Source organism: Sphingomonas lacunae (assembly GCF_012979535.1).
Taxonomy (GTDB): domain Bacteria; phylum Pseudomonadota; class Alphaproteobacteria; order Sphingomonadales; family Sphingomonadaceae; genus Sphingopyxis; species Sphingopyxis lacunae.
On record NZ_CP053015.1, the window covers coordinates 2,314,161 to 2,330,066 of the forward strand.

Genomic DNA, 15,906 nt, shown 5'->3' on the forward strand with positions numbered 1-15,906 from the left:
AGGCCCCCAGTCTCGCTGCCCCTCCCCTGGAAGGGAGGGGTATTGGAGGGAGGTGTGGTGGATTGAGAGCCCCCTCCGGCCCCTTTGGGGCCACCTCCCCGCAGACGGGGAGGATCAAGTGGTGACACCCGTCACCCAATTTTCCCGCGTGCGCTCCACTGCCAGATTGCTGGGCCATGTACGGACGAGGGCGAAGGCGTCTTCGGGCGGGGCCTTTGTCCATTGATCCCATTGGTCGGGGGTGAGGAGGACCGGCATGCGATCATGCACATCGCTCATCTGTGGCGAGGCGGGGCACATCACCATGGCGTAACTGTCCCCCCATATGCTCGTGGGACGCCACAGGCCGGCGATGGCGAAGATGGGGGCAAAGAGAGGCCGGGTTTCGACAGAAGCGGGACCGACCCGGTCGGGGGCGGAAGGTGCATCCTTCGGCGCGTACCAGGTACGGGTCATACGGCCCGCTGCGCCTTCGGGTTCGGCCCATTGGGTGGCGGGGATGAGGCAGCGGCGGTGGACAAAGCTGTCCCGCCAGAAGGGGGTGGCGAGCTTGTCATCGCGGGCGTTGGTGACGGGTTTGGGCTTGAGCTTTTGCCCCTGTTTCCCCGTGAGGATGACCGGCACGCCCCAGTTCATCGCGCGCAGGGCGCCATGGGCGACGACGAGACCGCGATAGCCGGGGTAGAGTGTGTCGGCGATGTTGAGCCCCTCGGCAGGCGGAGTGCCGAACAGGGCGGCTACCTCGGCCACGCTGCCCTTCATGCGATAGAGATTGCACATGGCGCCATGATGGCGCGGCCGATGGGCGTGTCAATGCGGGCAGCCATGCCCCGACAATTGCCACCAAAATGGCGAAATCACCGAGCAGGTGCGGTCTGGCAGGCACGGCGCTGTGCGGCCTTGGAAGCGCCCTGGATGGCGCAGTTCATTGCCAGAATGGCAGCGAATGGCATCGACGGCCCGGAGGGCGCCCCTTACTTCTGAAGTAAGCCCCCGATATCAAGGGATAATTGCGTACCATGGATAGTCGGCAGCATTCGGCCCTGTTCCGCTTTATCAGCCATGTGACAGTGATCTGCGGCCTGTTCGCGGCCATGTATCTGTTGCTTTCCGACCTGGTGCCCGGCGGGCCGGTGGTCGAAGTGATGATCTTTGGCGGTACGTCAATCCTCGTCGCCCATGTGCTGATGCTGGCGCCTGTGGCGCGTTATACGATGGCGCTGTTCCTGACCGCCATGATCTATTTTGCGGTGCGCTATGTGGTGGTGACGGTGGCTTTTGCCGGTGATGCCAGCGAGGCGACGCTCGCCCTGACGGTTATAGGCGCGGTGCACCTGCCGTTGATGGTGCTGATTTTCGGGCTGCTTGACGAAAGCGCGCTGTTTGGCACGGTCTGCCCCCAATGCGAAGCGCGCGGGGCGGTTTCCGAAGAAGTGGTCGACCGCTATCGCGAGGGGCGGGGTGGCCGTTCGCATGTGGTGGCCCAGCGGATCCGGGTGACGACCAAGCACAAGTGCCGCAAATGCGAGCATGTCTGGTTCGAACGGGCCTTTACCTTCGACGACTGAGCCGGGCGCTCAACCGGGCGGGCTCTCGCCGGCAAAACTGTGCCATGCGGCAAGGCTGCGCTGGACAACGGTGACCAGGCACAGGCCGGCATAGGCCAGCGCGATGACCGGAAAATGCGCGGGCCACAGCAGCATGGCGATGAATATGGCGATGGTTTCCGTGCCTTCGGCGAGGCCGGTGTCGTAGAAAAAGCTCTTGCGGCCATGCGCCGCCGTTTCGAGCCCTCGCTTGCCGGCGATGACGGCAAAGGCGAGGAAGCTGATCCCGGTCAGGGTGAAGCTGGCGACGAGCAGCAGCGCGGGCAAGAGATTGGCCGGCGAGGCCAGGGCAAAGCCGACCGGCACGGCGACGTAAAAGAGGAAATCGCCGACAATATCGAGATAGCCGCCAAAATCGGTGAGGCGGGTGGCGCGGGCGACGGCGCCATCGAGCCCATCGAGCACGCGGTTGGCGATGATCAGCCCCAGGGCCAGCATGAAATGGCTGTGGGCAATGGCGACGGCGGCGGCGACGCCGACGGCAATGCCGGTGAGCGACACGGCATTGGCGGTGACGCCCCGTCGGGCCAGCCAGCGACCCGCGGCGTTGAGCGGCGGGTCAATCAGCGGGCGGAGGCGGGCGTCGAACATCAGGTCAGACCGGCGTGACCAGGCCGATCACCGCACCACCCATCGCTGAGGCGATATTGCCGGCGACCCAGCTTTTCATGCCAAGGCTGATGGCGTCCTTGCGCCGGGAGGGGGCGAGCGTTGCGATGGTCGAGACCAGCAGGCCGACACTGGCAAGGTTGGCGACATTGCACAGCGCATAGGTGATGATCAGCTTGCTGCGCGGTGACAGTGCCTCTTCGGGCAGGCTGGCGAATTGGAGATAGGCGACATATTCGTTGAGGATTGCCTTTGTCCCCATCAGCGAACCGGCGGTTCCGGCCTCCGCCCATGGTACACCCAATGCCCACATGAACGGCGCGAACAGCCAGCCAAAGGCGCGCTGGACGGTGATCGCCTGGCCCGCGACGAGGGGCAGGTTGGCGAGGATCTGGTCAGCGAGATTGACCAGGGCAAAGATGACGATGATGATGCCGACCACGGCCAGCACCAGTTGCACCCCCTCCATCGTGCCGCGGATCAGCGCATCCATGGTGCTTTCATAGGCAACCTCTGCCTCCGGCTCGGCAAGTTCGACGCTGCCTTCGCCCGGTACCATGATCCGCGCGACAAGGATCGCGGCGGGCAGGGAGAGGAAGGAGGCGACGATCATGTGTCCGACCGCATCGGGCAATTGTGGCGCCAGCGTTGTCGCATAGAGAACGAGCAGCGCGCCCGAGATGTTCGCCATTGACAGTACCATGACCGCAAACAGGTCCGCCCGGGACATGCGGGCGAAGTAGGAACGGACGATCAGCGGTGCCTCGACAACGCCAAGGAAGATGTTGGCCCCGGCGTTGAGGCCGACAACGCCAGTAACACCCATCGTCTTGCGCAGCGCCCAGGACAGACCCCGGACTATGATGCGGAGCACGCCCCAGTGCCAGAAGACAGCGGTCAGTGCGGAAAAGACGATGATCAGCGGCAGGATCTGAAACGCAATAACCAGCGGCTGTTCACTGCCCGGTTTGAGAACGAAGGGAATGGGCGCCCCGCCAAGATAGCCGAACATGTAGCTTGATCCGGCAAGGGTTGCGGTCTCGATCGCGGCGACGCCCCGGTTGATGACATCCACCACGCTCCAGACCGCCGGCACGCGGACAATGATCAGCGCCAGCACGATCTGCATGGCAATCGCCCCGCCGATCCATCGCCAGCCCGGCAACACCTTGCGGTTTTCCGAGAAGGCCCAAGCAAGGGCGAGGACCAGCACGATCCCGATCAATCCCTGAGCCTGTTGCACGATGACCATACCGCCCCCCGTCAGAACCTGTATGCCGCACCGAACTGGAATTGACGAGGTGGTCCGGCATTGCGCTGAACAAAGGGCGCGCCGCCGCCGAACTGGATCTGGTTGGATGTGGTAGCGGCGTTGGCAAAACCCGATTCATTATTGGCGTTGAACAGGTTGAACACATCCGCGCTGAGTTCGAACCGTCCGCCAAAGCCCGGGATAGCATAGCGCAGTCCCAGATCGACCGTTGCCGACCAGGGCAAGCGGGCGGCGTTGCGGCGGCTGCCGGGATAGCGATCCGAATTGCCGACGAAATTTTCCCCGAAGGAGGCGCCGTCTCCATTGAGATCCTGTGTGCCGAAAATGCGTGCATCGGGCACCAGATTGACCGGTTGGCCGGATTGGAACAGGCCAGCGACGCTCAGCGTCAGTCCATCCACCGGATAGAGATAGCCGACCGCCGAGACGAGGTGGCGTCGATCATTGGCCGAGGGACCCCATTCTGTGCTGAAATCATTGGCATTCGCGGCGCGGAAGTTGATGTCGTCGGTGTCGTTGCGCAGGCTGGAAAGGGTGTAGCTGAGGCGGAAGGCATAGCTGTCGGTGCTACGCACCTTGTTCGCTTGCAGCACCAGCGCCCTATATTCGGCCTGACCGGCTGTTTCGGACAGGGTTATCTGGCGGGCTCCTCCGGCCACCAGCGCAACCGGGCGGGTGGCATCGGCATCCGGCTGGCTGCGGACAAGGCCGAGCGCGCGGGCGAGGGCAAGGCGGGCGCCATTGTCGGCCTGAGCACGGAGCAGGGCAATGTTCGCCGCCGTGAGATTGGCGAGATTGGGTATGAAAGCCGCAGGAGCATTAAGATCCCTCAGGCGCACAAGATTGTGCGACCGGCTGTAGATCAGGTCAGCCGAGAGGGTGATCGTGTCGTTCGCCTGATATTGATAGCCTGCGCTGAGTTGCAGGCTCCACGGACTGTCATAGCCATCCGGATTGAGGATACGCGCCTCTCCCAACGTGGCTGTATCTCGCAAGGCCTGTACCTGTTGGGGCGACGGGCAGGATGCGGCGACGGCGCAGGCAGGAGAAACGGTCAGGTTTCCGTCAAAGGTGACTGCGTTGAGGTCCGTTCCCGACGGCAGGATCCCGAGCGTTCGCAACGATGCCAATTGTGACATAAATCCTGATGAGGTGGTATTGCGCTGAAGCGCGTCGGAAATGACAGCATAAGAAAGCTTGCCGTAAAACAGCCCGGCGCCAAAACGTAGGGTTGACCGGGCATCGGGGCGGTAGTTCAGCGCGAAACGTGGCGCGAAATTGTCATGATCCGCGCCTGGTCCTTGCCCCCTGCGGCCGACAATGCCGGTCAGGCTGTCATAATCCCAGCGCAGGCCGAGGGTCGCGGTCAACCGCGGGTTTATCTGCCATTCGTCTTCAACATAGAGGGCCAATTGCGTCTGGCCGGTACCAAAGCTTTGCGGTCGCAGTTCCACCGAATAGTTTGCGACGACCGGATTGAGCGCCAGCACCTGGCCGGCGGTCAGGTCAAGTCCCTGGGACGAAAGCCCAGCCAGTTGCGCGGCTGTCAGGTCCACAGTGAAATTGCCGTCCGGATTGCCGCCGCCGAGCAAAGCAAAATCGGAACGGATGAGGTCCATGCCGAAGCTGAACCTATGGCTCCCCGCCTGACGTTGCAGCCGGTGGGTCGTCTGCCAGCTCTTTTCCAGACTGTTGAACAAAAAGCCCGGATGACCAACGACTGCGACCGTCAGGCCGGATGGATCCCGGACGGCGACCTGTGGTCCCGTTGGCTCCTTTGGGTTGGCATAATCCCAACGGAAGCGGCTGAACTGGAGTGCGCCATCATAACTCCAAAGGTCGCCCGAAAAGCTGGCCGTTGCGGCGATGAGGGTGGAGAAACGGTTCTGATCAGAACCAGCCGAAGGAAAGGTGACATTGCCTCCGCCAAGACCGCCGCCTGGCCGGTCTATGCTGACCCGGCCGGCACTCGCGCGCAGTCCCAATGTCCATTGATCAGTCAGGCGATGATCAATCCGAACCGATCCGAGTGTAAAACTGTTGTTGCCGGTGACCGTGTCGGTGATGCCAAGGGCTGGTGCATCGACCAGCTGGCGGTTGCTGTCATGCGTATATTCGAGATTGGCATAGAAAAAGGTGCGGTCACGGACAATCGGCCCGCCAATGCTGAATCCTGCCTGATAGCGTTCGAAACTCTCCCCCACCGCATTGCCGCTGAGATCGCGGCGAGGGAAAGGCGAGCGGGCATCAAAGGGCCTGCCCGGCCGGACAAGGGCATAGACGTCACCCTCGACAGTGTTGGTGCCCGATGGGGAGGTGTAGTTGACGACGCCATTTGCCGTGCGTCCAAAGGCCGCCGAATAGCTGTTGGCGAGTACGGTAACATCGCGGGTGAAGCCCAACGGCACCGGGAATTTGAGGCCGCCGAGGAAATTTTCATTATTGTCGAGGCCGTCGAGAAGATAGTTGGTGTCGAGGCCATTGGAGCCATTGATCGAGATGGCTGGCGCTTCGGGGAAAAAGCCGGTTGAGGCGACGACATTGGGCAATCGCACGAGCGAGCCCAGCACATCGCGTCCTTCGATGGGCAAGGCGGCCAGCTCATTGCGACCGATGGAGGCGGACACTTCCGCATTGACCGTGTTGAGCCGGGTGATGCCCCGTGCACCGGTCACGACGATGGTTCCTCCATTGAGCGGTGCCAGTCGCAACGTGACGCTGCTGATGAAATTGGCACGCAGTTCGATGCTCGCCGCCTGATCCTGTTCATAACGATCACCGGCCAAGGCGGTAACGCGCCAAGTGCCGGCGGTCGTCAATCCTTCGACACGGACAAACCCTTGTTCGTCCGATCGTTCGATCCGGGAGAAGCCAATGGCTTCATTGTCGATGCGGACCTCCACATTGGTGGCAGGCTGGTTGGTTGCGCCATCGACCAGGGCAATCTGCACCCCCGTCTGTTGCCCCATGGCCGGCGATGCGGCGAGCATTGCAGAAGCAAGGCAGCTGGAAAGAAACAGGTAACGTGCCAACACGGCAATTCTCCGCAAAGGGACCCCATCGCCAACGCTTTGGCCGACGGTCTGGATTGGGGACTGATAGCCTGGGTTATCCGCGACGCCAGCGGTGATAACGTTCGACAAAGGCCAGGAGCCGTTCAGGCTTGCGCGCCTTTTTCCACTCGCCAGCCACATATTTGTTGGCTTCGGCCATGGTCGGGTAACTGTGGATGGTGCCCATGATCTTGTTGAGACCCAGCCCATGCTTCATCGCCAGCACATATTCGGCGAGGAGTTCCCCAGCATTGTGACCAACGATGGTGACGCCGAGAATGCGGTCCTTGCCAGGCACTGTCAGCAGTTTGATGAAGCCCTGGGTGGCGCTGTCGGCGATCGCACGGTCCAGTTCGTGCAGATCAAAGCGGGTAACGTCATAGGCAATGCCTTGCGCCAGAGCCTCCTGCTCATTCAGTCCGACACGGGCGACTTCGGGATCGGTGAAGGTAGTAGCAGGAATGACCCGGTAGTCCGCCTTGAACCGCCAAAATTGACCGAACAGTGCGTTGACACTGGCGAACCATGCCTGATGCGCGGCCGTGTGGGTCAACTGATAAGGGCCAGCGACATCGCCCGCAGCATAGATGTTGGGATATAGGGTCGCAAGATAATCGTCAGTGACGACGGTGCGTTCGGTTTCGATCCCCAATTCTTCGAGGCCATAGCCCGACAATCGCGCCTTGCGCCCGACCGCGATGATCAGCGCGTCATAGGCGAGGACGCGTTGCACACCGTCATGGCTTACGATCAGGGCGCGTTCACCGCCCTTGCTTTCAAAGCGTTCGGCCGTGTGCCCGGTAAGCACCTGTACTCCATCTGCTTCCAGTGTCGCGCGGGCCGCTTCGGCGACGTCCGAATCCTCACGCGGAAGGATTCGCTGGCCCATTTCTACGAGGCTGACCTCAGCGCCGAGCCGGGCAAGGGCCTGTCCCAGTTCCGACCCGATAGGACCTCCGCCCAGCACAACTATGCGGCGCGGCAATTCGTCGAGTGTGGCGAACGTCTCCCACAGCGTGTCGCTGGTCAGATAGCCGCTTGCCTCGATGCCGGGGAGAGCAGGGATCAAGGGGGCGGCACCAGCGGCGATGATGATCGAACGCGTGGTCAGGCGCTGGCTGCTGCCATCATTCCCGGTGATCTCGACCGTCCATGGATCGACAATGCGGGCGTGCCCCTTGACCACATCGACGCCCAGACCGGTGTAGCGTTCGACACTGTCATGCGGTTCGATGGCGGTTATGATGTCCTCAACCCGCTGCATCACTGCCTTGAAGCTGAAAGCGGGAACGGTGGCGTGCAAGCCATAGCGATCGGCATGGCGCATTTGGTGCGCGACCTTGGCCGATTTGATCAGCGCCTTTGAGGGCACACAGCCATAGTTGAGGCAATCGCCGCCCATCTTTGATGCTTCTACCAGGGTCACCTTCGCCTTGACCGTGGCGGCGATGTAGGACGAGACAAGCCCCGCAGCGCCCGCGCCTATGACGATGAGGTTGCGGTCAAACCGCGCCGGTCGTTTCCAGCCGGCGTAGACCCGGCGGCGCTTGATCAGGGTCATCACCCATTTGCCGACCCAAGGCAGGGCACCAAGCGCAGTGAAGGATGCGAGCAGGGCGGGCGAGGCTATGTCCGACAGGCTTTCGATCCGGGCCAGTTGTGTGCCCGCATTGACATAGACGATGGTGCCGAGGACCATCCCGACCTGGCTGACCCAATAATAGGTCCAGGTACGGATCGGCGTCAGCCCCATCAGCAGGTTGACCGCGAAAAAGGGAAACACTGGTACGAGGCGCAGCGAGAAGAGGTAAAAGGCGCCATCGCGCGCCACCCCTTCATTGACCGCGCGCAAGCGGGTGCCAAACCGGTTTTGCACCGCATCATGAAACAGGTAACGCGACGCGAGAAAGGCGAGGGTGGCACCAATCGAGGAGGCGAAGGACACCAGCAGCAATCCCGTCGGAAGGCCGAATATCGCGCCTGCCGCCAACGTCATGATCGCGGCGCCCGGCAGTGAAAGGGCGGTAACCAACACATAGACGGCAAAGAAAAGCGCCAGCAGCAGCAGGGGGTTGGCTTGGTAAAATCGTTCGAGAGCGGCTTGCTGGGCCTTCAATTGCTCAAGCGTCAGATAATGGCCGAGATCAAGCAGATGCCATGCGGCGATGGCCGTGATGAGCAGGGCGGCGATGACTAGAGGTTTCTTCACACTGCATCCGATCGCTATGGCTGGTCCAGGCCGGTCGATTGTCGGCGATCGGACTTACCGGCCCTGCGCATCAGAGTCGACAGCCGTCCCGTCGGCAACCGTCAGCGGTAACAGGGTGCCCGCCGTTCGTGTGCCGGGGTGAGGGCTGTGGCGGGCGACAAAGCGGCGGTCGATCCAGTCCTTGAGGCGCCAGACCCATCGCCCGATGGCCATGAAACCTCCCCACGAAAGAATGGCGCGCCTGTTGCCCAAAGCCAGGAGATAGAGCGTGCGGCGGCGCGGCTGATAGCGCGACGGTTTGGTGCCGCTGATCGCAGCGCGGAGGTTCGCGGCCAGCACGGGGCCAGCCTTGACCGCGTGCACACCGGACCGTTCGAGCCGCCGGTCAACCCGCTCGATAATGTCGCCAGCCGCAAATATGGCGGGGTGGGACGTGCTGCGCATGTCTGCGCCGACTGCGACGAAACCCGATGGCGTGCAGGCCAGACCTGAGCTGGCAAGCCAGGCTGGTGCCCGGCTGCCGGTCGCGGCGATGACGCAATCGACGTTGAGTGCCGCCCCGTTCGACAGCCAGAGCGCGCCCTCCCTGCCGGTGGCCCGGGCGAAATGGACCTCGACCCCGCGTCCAGCCAGTTGTGCCAGCGCCGCTTTCCGGACACGGGGGGAGTGGCCGGCAAGAAATCCGTCCTGCGGCGTAACCAGCGCAACCCGGGCTGTCCCCGGCCTGCGATCCAGCGCGCTGGCGACGGCAAGCGCGATCTCGACCCCCGCCGCGCCGCCGCCAACTATGGCGACACTGATGGACGCGGCGCTGGATTGTGTTTCCAGAAAGGACGTCCAGCCTGCCATGAAACCTGGCACCGGTCGGATCGGCAGCACTCTGTCACCCAGCGCGGCAAGCGCCGCGACATCCGCCTCCCCGCCGGTTGCAAGGGACAGGAGGTCAAAGGCGATGTCCTGACCGGATGCGAGGGTGAGGATGTTGCGTCGGGTGTCGATGCCGATGGCGTCGGTGACAATCAGTTTGGCACCTGCCCGTGCCGCCATCGGCTCCAGATCGATCATGAGCTCTTCGGCCCGGTAATGGCCGGCCAGCCAACCCGGCAGCATGCCGGAATAGGCGGTGTGAGACGACGAACTGACCAGCCAGCGGTCGCTATCGGGTAATGGGTTCAGGGCCCAGTCCGCCAGTACAGCGAGATGGGCATGCCCCCCGCCTGCCAGAATGACGCGTTTGCTCATGCCTGTTCCATCATCCCGTCAGCACATGGCTGTACCAGTAGGTGGCGGTGTCCGGCCATCGGACGCCGGGTGTTTTTTGCCGCCGTGATTGACCTTTGGCCAGTTTCCTGCTGACTTCTTGGCATGACAGACAATCCTTCTGACGCTCCGCGCATCTCGATCTGGGCACCGCGCCTCGCGCTGTGGTCGCTTGTCCTTGCGATCGCCTCGCTGCTGATTGCCTTCACCGGGCTGACTCTCGCCCGATATGATGTGATCGGCAAGCTGGCGGGCTTTGCAGCGATGATGGGTGGAGGGCTGGTGGCGGCGATGGCCCTGCTGGCAGGGCTGCTGGCGCTCTTTGCCGGGCGCAAGGCTGACAATGCGCGACGCGGCCGTGCCCTGACTGCGATTGCCATTGGCGCGCTGTTCGTCGGATTTCTTGTCAGCCGGCCGATGGCGGCGGGCGAAGTGCCGGCCATCCACGATGTCACGACAGACATTGCCAATCCGCCGCAGTTTGAACGCCTGCCGCTGAGGGCGGACAATCTGGCTGGCGTCGAAACTGTCGAGAATTGGCGCAGGTTGCATGCGGGTGCCTATGGCCATTTGCAGCCGCTTGTCCTTGCCAAACCGGTGGCTGAGGTTACCGACGCAGCGACCCGCATTGCCCGTGAATCGGGCTGGGAGATAGCGGTCAGCGATCCTGCACGCGGACATGTCGAAGCTACGGCCAGCGTCTCCTATATCCGGTTCAAGGATGATGTGGTGATCCGCATCTCCCCCACTGCCGATGGCCGGTCGCGCGTGGACATGCGGTCGGTCAGCCGCGTCGGCGTTTCCGACTTTGGCGTCAATGCCCGGCGTATCGACGAGTTTCTGAAGGCGCTGTCCGCGGCCTGATAGTGTCCCCGGACCAAGCAGATCGGTCAGTCCCCGGCGGTCGCCGACGTAGCCGCCACAGGTCAAATGATGACCGGCCCACCAATCGGGAAGGGCCTTGTGGAACCGCACGCAATTTTTAACCGGAAACAGTGGAAGATGGTGGACGCACTAGGGCTCGAACCTAGGACCCGCTGATTAAGAGTCAGCTGCTCTACCAACTGAGCTATGCGTCCCCCCATGCCCTTTCGGACCACCGCTGAAACCTTTGGGGCGGAGGGCTGGTGAGACCTCCCCGTCAGCGGAGATGGGCCGTTAGCAGGATGTTTTTGCCAGTGCAACGCCCTGACCGGCGGCAGGACGAAATTTTTTGCGCTGAAGGCACGACATTCCCAACCGGGTCAGTCGATCCGGCCGCCGCTGCGCTTGGTCTGCCGATCAATGCTCATGATGATGCCGATGCAAATCATGACAGTCAGCATCGAAGACCCGCCATAGGACATGAATGGCAGCGGAATGCCAACCACCGGGGCAAGGCCAACGACCATCAGCAGGTTGACCGCCATGTAGAAGAAGATCGTCATGGTCAGTCCGCCAGCGGCGAGCCGGCCAAAGCGGCTGCTGCTGCCCAACGCCACGCGCCAGCCCCAGCGGAACAGCAAGAGGAAGCCGCCGATGAGCAGCAGCCCGCCGAGCAGGCCCCATTCCTCTGACATGGTGGCAAAGACAAAGTCGGTCTGTCGTTCCGGCAGATAATTGAGCCGCGATTGGGTTCCGTTGAGGAAGCCTTTGCCAAAAAGTCCGCCCGAGCCGATCGCGATTTTCGACTGGGTGATATGATAACCGGTGCCGAGCGGATCACTTTCAGGGTTCAGAAAGGTCAGCACGCGATTTTGCTGATATTCGTGCAACATGCTGAACAATACAGGCAAGGAGGCTAGGCCAAGCAGGCCGGTGCCGACAAACCAGCGCATCGGCAAGCCGGCGAGAAAGGCAACGGTGACGCCCCCTACGCCAATGGCAATGGCAGTGCCCAGATCAGGCTGGAGCATCACCAGCGCCATTGGCAGACCGAGGGCCACCAGCGCCGGCCACAGCGATGACCATCGGCCCATATGACCCGGCGGGACCATGCCATAGAAATGCGCCAGAGCCAGCACCACCGCCGGCTTCATGAATTCCGACGGTTGCAACCGCATGAAGCCGAGTTCGAGCCAGCGCTGGCTGCCACCCTTTACCGCTCCAAGCAACTCCACACCAAAGAGAGCGAGGAGCACCATGACAAAGGCGGGCAAGGTCATCATCCGCATGAAATCCTCACGGACGAAGCTGATGACAAATGCCATGATCAGAAAGATGACGAATCGCGTTACATGGGCACTGGCCCAGGGCGACATGCTGCCCCCTGCGGCCGAAAACAGGACCAGCGTGCCGAAGCCCGCCAGCGCACAGAGCAGCGCGGTCAATTTCCAGGGAAAAGCCTGTGCGACGGCATTGGGAACGATCGGACTGCTCATGGCGGCGTTCCGACAGCCGGAGTGATGGTCTGGGCGGGTGGTGCGGCTGGTGCAGCAGTTGGCGCTGGCACTGACGCGCCCGGATCAGGGAGGGGCGCGGTGGCGGCAGGGGGGGCATTCGGCACTGCTGCCGGTGGTGCACCAGTGGCAGCCCCGACCTCGGGAGGTGTCGGCGCTGGTGACATTGGATTAGCGGCTGCCGCCTGATACGCCGCATAGCGCCGCTGAAGACGGTCGCGCATGGTGCCGCCCCAGCCAGCCTCAAGCGAGGCCAGTGTTTCGAGCGCCTGTGTCCGGTCATACAGGAAGGTCAGCACATCCTTGGCTACCGGAGCGGCAGCGCGGGCGCCGCCCAGTCCATGTTCGATGACGACCGCCGCTGCATAGCGAGGTTCGTCGACCGGCGCGAAGCAGACAAACAGACCATGGTCGCGAAAGCGCCACTCCCCGCTCTGGCCGCGATTGGAGCCACGAATCCCACGTACCTGTGCTGTGCCGGTCTTTCCGCCCATGCGAATGTTGGGGATGGCCAGCCGGCTGCGGGCGCCTGTTCCGGCGGCATTGACCACCCAGTCCATGCCCTGGCGTGCGGCATGGAAAAAGTCGGGCGAATAGGGCAGGGGATCAGGCAAAGCCGCCTGAGAATCCAATAGCAGGCGAGGCTCGACCTTTCGCCCTGTGGCGAGCCGCGCCGTCATGACCGCCAATTGCAGCGGGTTGACCGACATATAGCCTTGCCCGATCGTCGCGTTCAGCGTGTCGGATACGGACCATGCCTGATCGAAGCGGCGCCGTTTCCACGCGCTGTCAGGCACGGTGCCATAGCGTTGACGTGTGCCGGGAAGTTCAAATTCCTCCCCCAGGCCAAAGGCTTTGGCAACCGGGGCGATGGCGTCGAAACCAACACGTTTGCCCATGGCATAGAAATAGGTGTTGCAGCTTTTCTCGATGGCATGGCGCATGTTGATGCTGCCATGCCGACCCAGGCACCCGAACCGGCGGTTGCCCAATGTATAGCCGCCATTGCAGAAGACTGTTTCCTCAGGATCAACGCCGGCGGCCTGAAAAGCCACGGCAATCATCGGCTTCAGAGTTGAGCCAGGGGGATAGAGGCCGCGCATCGCCTTGTTGAGCAGCGGAATATGATCGTCCTCGTTGAGCATCTTCCATTCGAGCCGGCCAATGCCGTCGGTGAAGCTGTTCGGATCAAAGGCGGGCATCGAGCAGAGTGCCAATATGCCACCTGTAGTGACATCCAGAACGACGACCGCACCGGATTCCGTGCCGAGTCGGCGAGCGGCATAATCCTGCAAATCAGCATCAATCGTCAGTTGCAGTGTGCTGCCAGGCGTATCGTTGGTTGTTGCCAGTTCACGGACCAGCTTGCCGCGGGCGGTCACTTCGGCGCGTCGGGCACCCGGACGACCACGGAGCTCATTTTCGAAATCTTTCTCAATACCATCCTTACCGACCTTGAAACCCGGTGTGAGGAGTAGCGGATCGCGGCTTTCCTTGTATTGCTCGGCACTTGCCGACCCGACATAACCAATAAGATGGGCAACAGACGGTCCGGCGGGATAGTTTCGGACAAAGCCGCGGGCCGGCACCACACCAGGCAGTTCGGGCAGGTTGACCGAGACGGCGGCATAGCGCGTTTCGTCAAGGTCGGCGGCGACCTCAACCGGCTGTGCGCCGCCGCCTGCGTCGAGTTCACGGTTGATCCGGTCGACCGTGTCATTGTCGAGTTGAAGCAGTTCAGTCAGCCGTGTGATGACGGCGCTGCGGTTGTCCAGTCGATCGGGAATGATGTCGACCCGCAGGGCGACACGATTGTCGGCCAATGCCTTGCCATAGCGATCGACAATCCAGCCGCGCCGGGGCGGAATGAGCGTGAGGTTGACCCGGTTGCTTTCCGACAAAAGGGTGTAGCGTTCATTGTCGACGACCGACAAATAGGTCATCCGCGCGGCCAGCAAACCGGCGACGCCAACCTGCGCCCCACTCACCAGCATTGCCCGCCGCGTGAAGGTAAGCCGCTGCATCCCTTCGGTAATGCCGGGGTCAGGGCGAGGATTGGAACGGCGCCAGCGAAACTTCATCGCCGCAAGCGCCAACGGTCAAGCCGCGCCACGAGCAGCATGAACAGCGGCAAGAGGAACAACGAGAATATCCACTGCGGTCCGACCAGCATGACTATGTCGCCCAGGCTTCCGGCACGGGCCAGTGCCGCCCCACAGACAAGCACAAACAGCAAGGCCACGCCACCGATGATCCAGTCGACCCGATAGTCGCGCCAGACAATCTTGCGGTCAACCAGATCAATGGACAGCATGACGATAGTCCACAGTGCCACCGCACTGCCGACTGGCTGGCCGCTGACCAGATCATCGACAAAACCGAGCGGGATGCCGATCCAGATTGGCCAAACGTCGGAGCGCATCAGCCGCCAGCTGAGCAACATCAGCAGGCCCATCGGCGGCAGCAGTGGCGCATTGACGATGATTGGCAATGTGGTCAGCAGTGAAGCCAGCAACACCGACAAAGTTGGTGTAATGAGCAGCCGCCGTGGCGGTGCATAGGCATCATCTACGCTGTCATAGAGGGCGCTCAAGGGGTTGCTCCGCCGCCATTGCCGGCCTCCGGTGATTGTTCGGTCGGCGGTGGCGGTTCATCGAGATTGGCAGCCGAAGCGGGTTCGACGATAACAGCATCGGCCCGCCATGGGTCTGCCATCGGCCGGGCAAGAGCGCCATCATGGGTAAGTTGCACGACCAGCGCCACGGGCGTGCGCGGCTGGTAAAGGCCCCCGACGCCGGATGCCAAAAGGACATCGCCGACCTTCAACGGATTGCCGGCGGCATTGAGGGGCCGCACCTCCAGAAGGTCATCCCCGCGGCCGCTGACCACCACCGCCAGTCCGTCGCGGCCGCGCCGCGCCGGAACGACATTCTTGCGGTCGGTAATCAACTGGATGCGGGACACAGATGGGCCGACTTCCAGCGTACGACCGATCAGGCCGGCGGCGGCACGGACTGGCTGTCCGGTACGCACGCCATCAGCAAAGCCTGCATCAAGAATGGCGTAACGGTGGGTGCTGGTCGCGGACGTGGAAAGCAGCCGGCCAATGGCGACCGGTCGCACGTCGCCCCTGGTCAGGCCCAGCAACTGCTGCAACTGCCGATTTTCGGCTTCGAGTCCACGGGCGCGGATAAGTTCGCGGCGGGCTGCGGTCAGTTCCTGACGCAACTGGCGGTTCTGTGACCCGGCATTCCACCAAGCGGCGATATTGTCATCCACCGCGCTGACCGACGAGGTCCCGGCGTTGATGACGCGGCCAACCGGTGCCGTGGCCTCAGCCACGACCATCCGCAAATTGCTGAATCCGACCGGGTCGACCATCCAGATGATGGCAGACAACAGGCCGGCGATGACCCCGGTGATGGCCACGACATAGGCCGCGAAGGCCCCATATTGGGCCCGGCGGTCATATGCGCGGCGACCGGAGCTGGACGACGCCATGCTGCTATCCCCGTGT

Annotated in this window: 12 protein-coding genes and 1 tRNA gene; 2 read left to right on the plus strand and 11 right to left on the minus strand. The window is 62.5% G+C overall.

The annotated features are described in order from the left end of the window. Window positions 1-114: 114 nt before the first annotated feature. Entirely contained in the window at window positions 115-780 is a 666-nt protein-coding gene (locus GV829_RS11095) for an SOS response-associated peptidase (protein WP_169946672.1), read from the minus strand. 239 nt (window positions 781-1,019) lie between these two features. Between GV829_RS11095 and GV829_RS11100 the strand changes: the two genes are divergently transcribed. After that, window positions 1,020-1,568: a hypothetical protein gene (locus tag GV829_RS11100; RefSeq protein WP_169946674.1), complete on the plus strand. Its 549-nt coding sequence runs from the start codon at window positions 1,020-1,022 to the stop codon at window positions 1,566-1,568. A 9-nt stretch (window positions 1,569-1,577) separates the two neighbouring features. Here the strand turns inward: GV829_RS11100 and GV829_RS11105 are convergent, their stop codons facing one another. The 5 genes from GV829_RS11105 to GV829_RS11125 form a co-directional block, all read right to left on the minus strand. Next, the gene (locus GV829_RS11105; RefSeq protein WP_169946676.1) at window positions 1,578-2,198 is read right to left on the minus strand and encodes a CDP-alcohol phosphatidyltransferase family protein; all 621 of its coding nucleotides are present in this window, start codon (window positions 2,196-2,198) and stop codon (window positions 1,578-1,580) included. 4 nt (window positions 2,199-2,202) lie between these two features. Then, entirely contained in the window at window positions 2,203-3,468 is a 1,266-nt protein-coding gene (locus GV829_RS11110) for a NupC/NupG family nucleoside CNT transporter (protein WP_169946678.1), read from the minus strand. 11 nt (window positions 3,469-3,479) lie between these two features. Further along, window positions 3,480-6,458 carry a TonB-dependent receptor plug domain-containing protein gene (locus GV829_RS11115; protein WP_246202845.1) on the minus strand — a complete coding sequence of 993 codons (2,979 nt, stop codon included), beginning with the start codon at window positions 6,456-6,458 and terminating at the stop codon, window positions 3,480-3,482. Between the two features lie 139 nt (window positions 6,459-6,597). Next, a complete protein-coding gene (locus GV829_RS11120) occupies window positions 6,598-8,751 on the minus strand; it encodes an FAD-dependent oxidoreductase (RefSeq protein WP_169946682.1) in 2,154 nt (717 codons plus the stop codon). Window positions 8,752-8,805: 54 nt separating this feature from the next. Then, complete coding sequence (locus GV829_RS11125; protein WP_169946684.1) at window positions 8,806-9,993, minus strand: FAD-dependent oxidoreductase; 1,188 nt, start codon at window positions 9,991-9,993, stop codon at window positions 8,806-8,808. A gap of 123 nt (window positions 9,994-10,116) precedes the next feature. Between GV829_RS11125 and GV829_RS11130 the strand changes: the two genes are divergently transcribed. Then, window positions 10,117-10,875, plus strand: a complete 759-nt coding sequence (locus tag GV829_RS11130; protein WP_169946686.1) for a DUF1499 domain-containing protein — start codon at window positions 10,117-10,119, stop codon at window positions 10,873-10,875. Window positions 10,876-11,014: 139 nt separating this feature from the next. Here GV829_RS11130 and GV829_RS11135 read toward each other — a convergent pair. From GV829_RS11135 to GV829_RS11155, 5 genes are all read right to left on the minus strand, one after another. Beyond that, window positions 11,015-11,090 (minus strand) — tRNA-Lys (locus tag GV829_RS11135). Window positions 11,091-11,255: 165 nt separating this feature from the next. Further along, complete coding sequence (gene rodA, locus GV829_RS11140) at window positions 11,256-12,371, minus strand: rod shape-determining protein RodA (RefSeq protein WP_169946688.1); 1,116 nt, start codon at window positions 12,369-12,371, stop codon at window positions 11,256-11,258. Beyond that, window positions 12,368-14,470 carry a penicillin-binding protein 2 gene (gene mrdA, locus GV829_RS11145; RefSeq protein ID WP_169946690.1) on the minus strand — a complete coding sequence of 701 codons (2,103 nt, stop codon included), beginning with the start codon at window positions 14,468-14,470 and terminating at the stop codon, window positions 12,368-12,370. The genes rodA and mrdA overlap by 4 nt, the downstream gene beginning before the upstream one ends. Beyond that, window positions 14,467-14,982 (minus strand): rod shape-determining protein MreD, encoded by a 516-nt coding sequence (locus GV829_RS11150; protein WP_246202846.1) that lies wholly within the window; start codon window positions 14,980-14,982, stop codon window positions 14,467-14,469. Before GV829_RS11150 ends, mrdA begins: the two co-directional genes overlap by 4 nt. After that, window positions 14,979-15,890 (minus strand): rod shape-determining protein MreC, encoded by a 912-nt coding sequence (locus GV829_RS11155; RefSeq protein ID WP_169946692.1) that lies wholly within the window; start codon window positions 15,888-15,890, stop codon window positions 14,979-14,981. The genes GV829_RS11150 and GV829_RS11155 overlap by 4 nt, the downstream gene beginning before the upstream one ends. Window positions 15,891-15,906 lie beyond the last annotated feature (16 nt).

Bases quoted from the DNA above. Each gene is read 5' to 3' on its own strand.
- GV829_RS11095 (WP_169946672.1), bottom strand. From the start codon at position 780: ATGTGCAATCTCTATCGCATGAAGGGCAGCGTGGCCGAGGTAGCCGCC.
- GV829_RS11100 (WP_169946674.1), top strand. From the start codon at position 1,020: ATGGATAGTCGGCAGCATTCGGCCCTGTTCCGCTTTATCAGCCATGTG.
- GV829_RS11105 (WP_169946676.1), bottom strand. From the start codon at position 2,198: ATGTTCGACGCCCGCCTCCGCCCGCTGATTGACCCGCCGCTCAACGCC.
- GV829_RS11110 (WP_169946678.1), bottom strand. From the start codon at position 3,468: ATGGTCATCGTGCAACAGGCTCAGGGATTGATCGGGATCGTGCTGGTC.
- GV829_RS11115 (WP_246202845.1), bottom strand. From the start codon at position 6,458: ATGGGGCAACAGACGGGGGTGCAGATTGCCCTGGTCGATGGCGCAACC.
- GV829_RS11125 (WP_169946684.1), bottom strand. From the start codon at position 9,993: ATGAGCAAACGCGTCATTCTGGCAGGCGGGGGGCATGCCCATCTCGCT.
- GV829_RS11130 (WP_169946686.1), top strand. From the start codon at position 10,117: ATGACAGACAATCCTTCTGACGCTCCGCGCATCTCGATCTGGGCACCG.
- rodA (WP_169946688.1), bottom strand. From the start codon at position 12,371: ATGAGCAGTCCGATCGTTCCCAATGCCGTCGCACAGGCTTTTCCCTGG.
- mrdA (WP_169946690.1), bottom strand. From the start codon at position 14,470: ATGAAGTTTCGCTGGCGCCGTTCCAATCCTCGCCCTGACCCCGGCATT.
- GV829_RS11155 (WP_169946692.1), bottom strand. From the start codon at position 15,890: ATGGCGTCGTCCAGCTCCGGTCGCCGCGCATATGACCGCCGGGCCCAA.